At 55.3% G+C, this 302-nt stretch carries 1 rRNA gene; it reads right to left on the reverse strand.

The annotated features are described in order from the left end of the window. Positions 1–20 precede the first annotated feature (20 nt). Positions 21–302 (reverse strand): 16S ribosomal RNA (locus AC1DOK_RS24650); the annotation flags it as partial.

Raw genomic sequence — 302 nt, forward strand, 5'->3', positions numbered from 1 at the left:
CAGGAAACGATTCTCCATAGAAAGGAGGTGATCCAGCCGCACCTTCCGATACGGCTACCTTGTTACGACTTCACCCCAATCATCTACCCCACCTTCGGCGGCTGGCTCCCTTGCGGGTTACCCCACCGACTTCGGGTGTTGTAAACTCTCGTGGTGTGACGGGCGGTGTGTACAAGACCCGGGAACGTATTCACCGCGGCATGCTGATCCGCGATTACTAGCAATTCCGACTTCATGCAGGCGAGTTGCAGCCTGCAATCCGAACTGAGATCGGCTTTTATAAGATTGGCTCCAGATCGCTC

It is taken from the genome of Paenibacillus sp. P5_B5, assembly GCF_056400365.1.